This window comes from Eubacterium sp. AF19-12LB, from assembly GCF_003479125.1.
GTDB lineage: Bacteria > Bacillota > Clostridia > Lachnospirales > Lachnospiraceae > Eubacterium_U > Eubacterium_U album.
Genome location: NZ_QUGP01000015.1, coordinates 22845 through 32179, shown reverse-complemented (window position 1 = coordinate 32179; position 9335 = coordinate 22845). Strand labels below are relative to the sequence as shown.

The following is a 9335-nucleotide window of genomic DNA, read 5'->3' as shown; positions in this document are numbered from 1 at the left end:
TGCAGGATGGAATGTACTCATTTAAAGCTGTATTTGCTAAGGCGATTATTCCTATTAGACTTTATGTTGTGACACATAAAATTGACTTTAAGGATGCAAGCTTTTCTTTTTCAAAATGGAACGGAAGTGGAAATGCCGAAGCATTATTGGAATCAAATACATTTTCACACACATTTTATGCAGATTTATTTAATCAATTGACATACAAAGGAATAAAAGTTGATGAATCTAATTATACAGTATCAACTATATCGGATGTTATGAAGATAACATTAAAAGAAGAATATGTTAAGACTTTACCAAAGGGAGAAAGTTATTTTACAGCAGAATTTTCAGATTCATCTGTAATGATAAAATTGACTAAACCTATAAGTGTAAAGATTAATAAAACTAGAAATGTTAAAGCTACGTTAAAAAATAAAAAATTAAATATTACATGGAAAAAAGTTAAAAATGCAGATGGCTATGTGATAAAAGTTGGAGAAAATAAAAAATTAACGAAAAGTAAGAAAACAGTTAATGTAAAGAAAAATAAAGGTGTCATAAGAAAAGTGAATGCCAATAAAACTTATTACTTAAAAGTTAGGGCTTATAAGATAATTGATGGGAAAAAGAACTTTGGAGAATGGTCTAAGTTGATTAGATGTAATAAATAAAGAAAAATGAGAACCGAACATATTTTAGTGAAATTTATAAAATTTTTCATTAAAATGTGTTCGGTTTTATGCTCTAATATCGTTTATAATATAGGGGAGAAATTTTACTAGTGAAAAAGGAATTGCGCAATTGAAGATTAACAATGAAAAAAAGAAAAGGGAGATAACCGGTTGGTATGAAAAGTATTACCGTATTATGAGGGCTAGGGCCCATGAGATAGTGGGAGATTATCACATAGCCGATGATATGGTAAGCGAAGCATTTATAAAAGTGTTTAATAATTATGAAAAGATACGAAAACTAGAGGAACCTCAGGTTGCGTTTTATTTGATTAGTATAATCAGGAATATTTCAATTGATTATACAAGAAAGCGAAAACGCGAAAATACACATGTAAACTTTGGATTTGAAGATAATGAAATTGAAAAGATACCTGATGACGATGAAAGCAAATATCCGGAAATAATTTGTGCTAGAAAAGAATTGCAGGACAATTTGAAAAATTATATGGATAAATTGTCGCAAAAGGATGCAGAGTTGATTGTGTATAAGTACTTGTGGAATATGAGCGAAAAGGAAATAAGTGAGATGTTTCACATAAAGCAGGAACAGGTTCATGTATATGTGGGAAGAGCGAAGAAGCGTCTTTTCAATATTATTAAAAAAGAGATGGAGATAGAGTAATGAAGATAAGAAATGAAAGAGGGCTTGAGCAATTATTAAAAAAAGCATCATCAACATATGTTGAATACGAAGGAAAAAAAATCATTGAGGAAGCAAATCAATTAAATAAACAGAGTGGGGAGCCGCTACCTGAAAATTATACAAAGTTTATGGATGATTTGTTTACTGATAATCAAAAAGTGCAATTCAACAAAAGTAAAGAAAAAAAGAACGGAATTCCCCTGTTTTACAAGGCATCGGTGGCTGTTGCGGTAGTTATGATTGTGTTTAATATATCTGTTGTATCAGTACCGGCCATGAGAAGCGCAACTTTGGGATTTCTTGTTAAGGAGTCTAAAGTAGCTACACAGATTCAGTCTAATGATGCTAATAAAGAAAATAGTTCAAGGGTAAGCGAGGGCAGATTTGATATTGAATGGACAGAAGAATACAATGTAACATATTTGCCGGAAGGATTTAGTGCATTAACGTCATCGTGTAGCACACTATCAAGATGCATAGAATATGCAGATGTAAATGATAATAGCATTACATTTGAACAGGACATTGATAGTACAACATATTCAATAGATACGGAAAATGCAAAAGTTGAATATGTGGATATCAACGGAAAAAGAGCTATGTATGTTGAAAAAGAGTATGAGGAAATTGGAAATACAAATAAGTTGTTATGGAAAGAGAATGATTATTTTATAGAAGTAGAAGGAATCGGAGTGACCAAAGAAGAATTGGTTAAGGTAGCGGAGAGTGTGAAAAAGAACTAAAATTTAGAGGAGGAAATTTTAATGAAGAGTTTTAGAAAATTTTTATGTATGTTTTTGGGAGTTGTAGTAATGATGTCATATACAAATGTAGCAGCACAGGAATTACAAAATGCGGATATAGAGGGTGTAACACCAAGATATACCAATATGAGCCAGATTACTTCAACATTAGCAATTAGTGGAAACAAGGCTGCATGTGAGGGTATATGTAAAATGACAGCCAACAAAACCTGCGAAATAACAATGACATTACAAAGATGTACAAAGAGTGATAAGGCATATACACCATATAAAACATGGACACAGACTTATTCAGGAACAGGAAAGAAAACACTATCAAAAACAGTAAGTGTTGATTCGGGATATTATTACAGAGTACAGGTCGTTGTTAAAATTTATTCAGGTTCTAAATTAGTAGAAGCAGGAGCAAAGTATAGCAGTGAAGTTTGGCATTAATACATATAGGTGTGGCAAATATACTGTAACGTTACATTAATAAGTTGAAAATAAAATACTAAAGATTGTATTGTGAATAACATTAAAACATAATCCTTAAGCATAACCAGGTGTTTCATATAGAATTTCACTTATCGGAAGGTTAATGCTTAAGGATTTTTTAGATAGATGCAACATCAACAATAACAGAGACTGGACAGAAAGAATATGATGCAAACAATCAGTTAACAAAGGTTACATCCAGAAATGGAAATACAAGTGGAAAAATAAAGTATACACAGGAAAATACATATAATTATGACGGAAAAAGAATTTCTAAAAATGATAATGGTGCAGTAACTAACTATTTTTATCAGGGAGAAGTTGTGTTATACACAACAGATGAAAGCGAAAATATTACGAGCCATAATATAATAGGACCACAGAATAATATTATTGCGACAATACGTTGTGAAAATGAAAATGAGCATTCATATTTTTACAACAAAGATATACGTACAAGTGTATCCAATATAATAGATGAAAGTGGACAGGCGATAGCAAGTTACAAATATGCCAGCTAAATCAAAAAAACATACACCAGGTAGAGGTTATAATAAATATAAAGGAAGAAAATAATATGAATATATGGAATTGCGACAATTGGGAAAAAGTTTATAAAGGTAATAATATACGCAATGGTTTAAGATTGAGATTTGATGTTAATGCTGATGAAGAAGTTAAATTAGCATTAAAGGATTTTGCAAAACACTTAAGGAAAGAATATAGTTTTCCGTATAGAGTAAATGTATATGTAAAATCTAAAATGAAAATCAAGGCTATAGATGGTGAATTGGTAGATGGTACTTTTTGGGGACCCTATGATAAACTTGAAGAACCATTTATAAGAATTTCAGTAGGAGATTATATATACATAAAAAACAAGGAAAAATATGATTTGTTGGAGAAGATAGAAAAAAATATAGAGGAAAGAAACTTTAATGAATATGAATTGCAAGTATTAGATAAATTATCATGGGATGAAGAAAATGGTATAAGAGAAAAAGTTGCAGAGATGTTAATTCATTCTGATACTGATAAAGGTGTAAAAATATTGTTACGATTGACTGGTGATAATGATTCATCAGTAAGAGCTGAAGCATGTGACTCATTATGTATTGGTAAAACTTTAGTGGAATATGAGACATTAAAAAAAATTGCTCAAATAGATAAAGCAGATAATGTAAGGGGCTATGCAATACGATCATTGGAAGATGTTGCACGTAGGTTACATAAAGAAAATGAACTTGTAGAATTTTTAGAAGGAAAAATAAAAAACAAGGAAAAGCCATTTATAAAAATATGTATATACACATCGTTATACGTTATTGGAAAAGAAAATTATTTATATAATTTATTGGAAATGATTAATGAAAAAAATTATATAAATAGGATTTCAGTAATAAATAGTCTGGATTATATTGCAAGTGAAAATAATAAAGATGAAATACTTAGGGTATTAAAGAAACGTAGAAGTAATGAGAATAAAAGAATTGTAATTAACTCGATAGAAGAGTTAATAAACGATTTAAAAAACGACTTGTTTTGGGATAGAGAACTATAAAATTACATTAACCTGTTGGAAAATATACACATTTACAGGAGGATTGAAAGAATGAAATATAAAGAAAAAATAAAAGTATTGGCACGGTTAGATGATAAAGCATATGAGGAGGAATTCGATGAAGATGATTATAGCATATTAAAGGAATTATCGTATGATAAAGAACTGACTATTAGAGCTCTTGTTGCAAGAATTTTAGTCGACTCAAGTGATGAAAAAGGAGAAGAAATATTATTACGCTTAACTAATGATAAGGAATGGCTGGTAAGAACTGAAGCATGTGATTCGTTGGGCATAAGTGAATCGGTTACAACTTACAATATACTAAAAAAAATAGCAAAAAAAGATACAAGCGGTTATGTAAGAGGATACGCAATAATATCATTAGGAGATATAGCGGTTAAGATTCACAAAGAAAATGAATTAATAAAATTTTTGGAAGAAATGTTGATGCATGAAAAAACAGAATTTACCAAAATAAACATATATACTGTTTTATATAACTTAGGTCAAAAAGAATATTTTGACAAACTGTTATCAATGACAAATTCAAAAAAATATTCTAATAAATGCGCAGTAGTAAACAGTTTGAAAGATATTGCAAATGAGAGCAATAGAGATATGATAATTAATATATTATTAGAATATAAAGAAAAGGAAACTGCAAGGTCAGTTATTTATACAATTGATGATGCAATAAAAAAAATAGAAGAAATGGATGAGATGGAAGAGGATAGTGATGAGTAGAAATACAAATTTTATAATGTGATATTCGTGTGCTATAGCGTTGGGAAATAGGGAATAATATTAAAACATAATCCTTAAGCATGACCAAGTGTTTCATATAGAATTTCACTTATCGGAAGGTTAATGCTTAAGGATTTTTTAGATAGGTGAAACATCGACAGTACAGAAAGAATATGATGCAAACAATCAGTTAACAAAGGTTACATGCAGAAATGGAAGTACAATTGAAAATGCATAATGTATACATAATTAATATGTTTATAGAAAGAAACGGAGACTAATATGAAGAAAATATTAACTATAATGACTATATCGATAATAGTCTTAGTTGGTTGCGACACATCAGAAAATATCACAACTAAAAAAGAAAAAATAAAAACGTCAACAGATTATTATAAAGATGAGATTAAGAAACTGACTGATAAAGATATATATAAAATGATTGTTGAGGATTATGATAACGACGGCGAAAAAGAAGCTTTTATTTTAGCTAATAAAGAGGAGGAAAAAGAAAATAAATTTGAATTATGGTTTTTAAGTGGAAAAAATAGTCAAAAACTGTCGGATGAATTTGTTGCAACAGAAGATACAACAATTGAGTTGTTTATAAAAAATAAAAACTATATTATTTTTAATGTTGCACAATTAAGGCAGAATGACAGTATGTATACAGAAATATATAAAGTAAAAGAAAATAAGGCAGTAAAGGTTTTTGAACAAAATAAGATAAATTTATTTTTAGAAAACGAAGAATTATATGCATATGATTATTCATATTCTGTGCTACAGCCGGAATTTAATGAATGGATGAGTTTGTCTCAGCAAAAGTATCATATTAAATGGAATGGCAAGAAAGAAATGTGTCAGGACTATGATGTTAAGACATTATCGGAAGAAAAATTTAGCAAAATTTCTAAAGCTGATGATGTAAAAAATTTAATAAAAAAACAAATTAAAAAAAGATATGGAAAAAAGACTACAAATATTGAGTACAAGTATTTTGAAAGAGAAGATAAAAGTGTAGATATTAATATTATTGTAACGACAAAGGACGGAAGTAAATATAAACATTATGTTTCTACGTCTGTAATTAACAATACATTAGGAACAAATATAATAATGAGTGAAGGCAATAAAGAAAAATACTTATTTAAAAGTTTAAATGAGCTGACTAACTAATAAAGAAAATATAATTATATATTTCTAGACATATATGAGGAGAAGAAATATTGATGCATGAAAAAACAGAATTTACCAAAATAAACATATATACTGTTTTATATAACTTAGTTTAGTAAGGGAGAAAAGATACATGCGAGTAAGCAAATTGTCAAATGGATTAACATTTATATTTTATCCAATTCAATATGCAAAATCAGTTGAAATTGGATTATATGTGAAAGCAGGTTCGAGATATGAAACCAAAAGAAATAATGGAATTACACATTTGCTTGAACATATACATTTTAGACAACTTGGTGAAATGTCTCAAGAAGAGATATATCAAGAGACAGAATGTATGGGAAGCTCTTCGCAAGGTACAACATACAAAGAGAACCTAATATAGTTGTGAAAGAATATTCTTCGTGGAATATATTAGATGTTCAGTTATCGTTTGATGTGAATTTGAAATTAATTAGAGAAAATGAACTTCTGTTTTTAAATAGTATTATAGGTGGTGGTGATGGCTCTCGATTGCAAAAAGAGATACGTGAAAAGATGGGGCTAGTATATGATATATATTCGTATGTGGAAATTTATAATGATGCAGCAGTTTTATCAATCTTTTTTTCTATCGAAAAAAAGAACTTACAAGCAGGTTTGCAAAAAATTATGTGGATTAAAAAAAATCTAAGAGAAAATATATCGCAAAGGGATATAGATATGAATATGACTTTTTTCACGGACAACCTATGGTTTTGGCTAGAAGATTCCAATGAATTAAACTTTCAGATGGGATATGATTTCATAAATAAAAAAGAATTATTAACAATCAAAGAAAAAATTAAGGAAAATAAAAAAATAGATTATTATCGTTTGAGAGAAGTATCAAATGTTATATTCAGAAATCAAAACATTTCTTTGATTGTAATGGGTGATGCAAAGGGATTGACGAGGCAGAGGTTGAAAGAGTGGTTGGAAATGTAGAATGGTTATAAATGAAATCATATCATAGAAGTTTATGTGTAATGAAATTCAATGTTGAAGGTACTTTTAAAAGTGTTTAGACAGGAGGAGAAAAATGAAATTTAGAGAAAAAGAAAAAATATTGAGACAGATAGAAGAAAAATCATATGAGGAAGAACTGGATGAAAATGATTATAGTATATTAAACAAATTATCTTATGATAAAGAAGTTTTTATCAGAGATCTTGTTGCAGTAATTCTAGTTGAATCAAGTGACGAAAAAGGAGAAGAAATATTGTTACGCCTAACTAATGATAAGGAGTGGCTGGTAAGAGCGGATGCCTGCGACTCATTATGTATAAGCGAATCTGTTACAACTTACAATCTGCTAAAAAAAATAGCAAAAAAGGATACGAGTGGTTACGTAAGAGGATATGCAATATTGTCATTAGGAGATATAGCGGATAAGATTAATAAAGAAGATGAATTACTAGAATATCTAGAAGACAGATTGAAACATGAAAAAGTACAATTTACAAAAATAGACATATATGCTGTTTTATACAACTTAGGTCGAAAAGAATATTTTGATAACTTGGTTTCCATGCTAAATTCAAAAAAATATTTAAACAGAGGTTCAGTAGTTAACATCTTGAATTATATTGCGAACGAGGACAATAGAGATATGATAATTAAGGTACTATTGGAGCATAAGAAAAAGGAAACGGCAATGTCAGTTGTTTATACGATTAATGATGTAATAAAAGAAATAGAAGAAATGGATGAGGATGAAGAGAGTGATGAGTAGAAATACAAATTTTATAATGTGATATGTGTGTGCTATAGCGTTTGGAAATAGGGAATAATATTAAAACATAATCCTTAAGCATAACCAAGTGTGTCATATAGAATATCACTTATCGGAAGGTTAATGCTTAAGGATTTTTTATAGTCCATATTTAAATGTATATGTTAAGGAGGAGCGGAAATAATGTACGAAAAAAGATTAAATAATGGATTAAAAATAGTAGAATATCCAATAGATAATGCACAATCAATAGAAATAGGATTGTATATAAAGGCAGGTGCGAGATATGAGAATAAAGGCGATAATGGAATAACACATTTATTAGAGCATATGCATTTTAGACAACTGGGAAATATGAAGCAAAAAGAAATATACGAATATGCAGAAAAAATGGGAAGTACCTTACGTGGTACAACATATAAAGAAATGCTATGCTTTAATATAAAAGTAAGACCTAAATATCTGAAAAAAAGTTTAAATCTCTTTGAAAAAATTATAACAACTTACGAATGGACAGAAGAACAGTTAAAAAGTGAAAAAAAAGTTGTAATAAGTGAAATACGCGAGAAAGAGGATAATAATGAAAATCAAAAAATAATAGACAGAGTAATATGGAATAAACATCCTTTGTCCAATAGTATTTTAGGTAATGCATCTAATATAAAAAGAATTACTTTGCAAAAATTAGTCCAATATAAGAAAAAAATATTTTGCAAAGATAATATGTTGCTTGTTATAACAGGGGCAATCAACGAAGAGGAAATTATATGGATAAACAAAAAATTTGAGGCAATTGCAATTAATGAATGTTTACAAAAAATAAATTCTAACAATATGAATGATGGGCAATTCAAAAGAAAACATAATTATTTAATGAAAAATTATCCAGAATGGAATTTAATAAATATGCAATTGATTTTTGACGTTGATTTAAAACAAATAAAAGAAAACGAACTCTTGTTTTTTAACAGTATAGTTGGCGGAGGAGATGGCTCTTATTTACAACAGGAAATTCGAGACAAACGAGGAATGGTTTATGATATATATTCTTATGGAGAAATATTTAGCGATAAAGCAGTATGGTCTATAGTTTATTCTATTGAAAAAGACCAGCTATATTTAAGTTTAAATGTAATTGTTAAGATGCTAAAAATGTTAAAAACTGTAATTTCACAAGAAGATATAGAAAAAAATATGCCTTTTTTTACAGAAAACTTATGGTATTGGACAGAAGGAACAAAAGAATTAAATTTTCAATTAGGAAATGACTTCATAAAAAACAAAATAGGACTGACAATTAATGAGCGAATAAAAGAAAATGAAAAGATTAATTATGAGAGAATGCAAAAAGTGGCGGAAATAATTTTGAAAAATAAAAATATGTCATTGATAGCAATGGGACCGATAAAGGGTAGATAAAAGGAAACAGAAAGTTAGTTATACACATTTACAGATTGAAACATGAAAAAGTAGAATTTACAAAAATAAA

11 protein-coding genes and 1 pseudogene are annotated in these 9335 nt (G+C 28.6%); all 12 read left to right on the top strand.

What is annotated here, in order from left to right:
- Positions 1–656: pseudogene (locus DWX29_RS11640) on the top strand (hypothetical protein); the annotation flags it as partial.
- Positions 657–786: 130 nt separating this feature from the next.
- Complete coding sequence (locus DWX29_RS11635) at positions 787–1341, top strand: sigma-70 family RNA polymerase sigma factor (RefSeq protein WP_158562719.1); 555 nt, start codon at positions 787–789, stop codon at positions 1339–1341.
- Positions 1341–2105: a DUF4367 domain-containing protein gene (locus DWX29_RS11630; protein ID WP_118565919.1), complete on the top strand. Its 765-nt coding sequence runs from the start codon at positions 1341–1343 to the stop codon at positions 2103–2105. Before DWX29_RS11635 ends, DWX29_RS11630 begins: the two co-directional genes overlap by 1 nt.
- Before the next feature lie 21 nt (positions 2106–2126).
- Positions 2127–2561, top strand: a complete 435-nt coding sequence (locus DWX29_RS11625) for a hypothetical protein (RefSeq protein ID WP_118565918.1) — start codon at positions 2127–2129, stop codon at positions 2559–2561.
- Between the two features lie 365 nt (positions 2562–2926).
- Positions 2927–3124 (top strand): hypothetical protein, encoded by a 198-nt coding sequence (locus tag DWX29_RS11620; protein WP_118565917.1) that lies wholly within the window; start codon positions 2927–2929, stop codon positions 3122–3124.
- Positions 3125–3180: 56 nt separating this feature from the next.
- Positions 3181–4164: a HEAT repeat domain-containing protein gene (locus DWX29_RS12855; protein ID WP_199663693.1), complete on the top strand. Its 984-nt coding sequence runs from the start codon at positions 3181–3183 to the stop codon at positions 4162–4164.
- 51 nt (positions 4165–4215) lie between these two features.
- Complete coding sequence (locus tag DWX29_RS11610) at positions 4216–4911, top strand: HEAT repeat domain-containing protein (protein WP_118565916.1); 696 nt, start codon at positions 4216–4218, stop codon at positions 4909–4911.
- A 282-nt stretch (positions 4912–5193) separates the two neighbouring features.
- A complete protein-coding gene (locus DWX29_RS11605; RefSeq protein ID WP_118565915.1) occupies positions 5194–6090 on the top strand; it encodes a hypothetical protein in 897 nt (298 codons plus the stop codon).
- A gap of 133 nt (positions 6091–6223) precedes the next feature.
- Positions 6224–6478, top strand: coding sequence for an insulinase family protein (locus tag DWX29_RS11600; protein ID WP_118565914.1), 255 nt, complete (start codon positions 6224–6226; stop codon positions 6476–6478).
- 2 nt (positions 6479–6480) lie between these two features.
- The gene (locus tag DWX29_RS11595) at positions 6481–7059 is read left to right on the top strand and encodes an insulinase family protein (protein WP_158574549.1); all 579 of its coding nucleotides are present in this window, start codon (positions 6481–6483) and stop codon (positions 7057–7059) included.
- A gap of 94 nt (positions 7060–7153) precedes the next feature.
- Positions 7154–7846 (top strand): HEAT repeat domain-containing protein, encoded by a 693-nt coding sequence (locus DWX29_RS11590; protein WP_118565912.1) that lies wholly within the window; start codon positions 7154–7156, stop codon positions 7844–7846.
- Positions 7847–8029: 183 nt separating this feature from the next.
- Positions 8030–9265 carry a pitrilysin family protein gene (locus tag DWX29_RS11585; RefSeq protein ID WP_117910738.1) on the top strand — a complete coding sequence of 412 codons (1236 nt, stop codon included), beginning with the start codon at positions 8030–8032 and terminating at the stop codon, positions 9263–9265.
- Positions 9266–9335 lie beyond the last annotated feature (70 nt).